This is a genomic window from Pseudoxanthomonas sangjuensis, assembly GCF_010211755.1.
Classification (GTDB): Bacteria; Pseudomonadota; Gammaproteobacteria; order Xanthomonadales; family Xanthomonadaceae; genus Pseudoxanthomonas_A; species Pseudoxanthomonas_A sangjuensis.
The window spans coordinates 1-913 of sequence record NZ_PDWR01000056.1; the positions used below are offsets into that span (position 1 = coordinate 1).

A 913-nucleotide genomic window follows, 5' to 3' on the forward strand; every position below is an offset into this window, starting at 1 on the left:
CTAACGCCTTATGTCTTTGCTTTCCCCTACTGTAAGCGCCGAGAGCCCGGTGTGCGCGCCCGATAACGCCTCGGTGTAGCCGCACCGTAATTCAGCAGGGGCCGCACACCGGATCTCGCGTCCCGACGCCCGAACAGTTGCGCGAGGCTTCCCTCGCACCGATAAGCGTGGGCCGGACGTGATGCTCTCGACCGGCCTACTTTAGCGCGGAGGACGAGATGACGGCAGTCGGGATCGATGTGGGCAAGGCGTCGCTGGACGTGGCGGTATTCGGCGAAGCCAGGGTGGTGCGGCATCCCAACACCCCCGCAGGCATCAGCCGGCTGCTGAAGGCGTTGCGGGCGCGGTCCGACGTTCGGGTGGTGCTCGAGGCGACCGGCGGGTACGAGGATGCCGTGCTCGACGCCTGCGCCAAGGCGGGGGTGTGGGTGGCGCGGATCAACCCGCGCCAGGCGCGCGACTTCGCCCGCGCCACGGGCCAGCAGGCCAAGACCGATGTGCTGGATGCGCGGATGCTGGCGGAGATGGCGCATGCATTCCACGGTCGTCTGCGCCTGCATGTGCCGGCACCGGCATGGCAAGGCGAACTGAAAGGCTGGCTGCGCCGCCGCCATCAGGTGACCGAGGCCATCCAGCGCACGCGCCAGCAGTTGACCATGACGCTACCGGCGATCCTGCCATTGGCGCGCAAGACGCTGGCGGCACTGCGGCGCGAACAGGCGGCGGTCGATGCGGCGATCAAGGCCTTGTTGCAGGAACACGCCACGCCGGCGTTGCGTTCGTGCAAGGGACTCGGCCCGCAATTCCAGGCCAGCGTGCTGGCATTGCTGCCGGAGCTTGGACAATTGACCCGAAGGGAGATTGCGCGCCTGGCGGGCGTGGCGCCGCTCAACCGCGACAGCGGCCAGAGCCA

The 913-nt window shown here is 68.2% G+C and carries 1 protein-coding gene; it reads left to right on the forward strand.

Annotated elements, in window-relative coordinates:
* Positions 1-218: 218 nt before the first annotated feature.
* Positions 219-913: IS110 family transposase (locus CSC71_RS15240; RefSeq protein ID WP_162375227.1), on the forward strand; the 695-nt coding region annotated here is incomplete at its 3' end.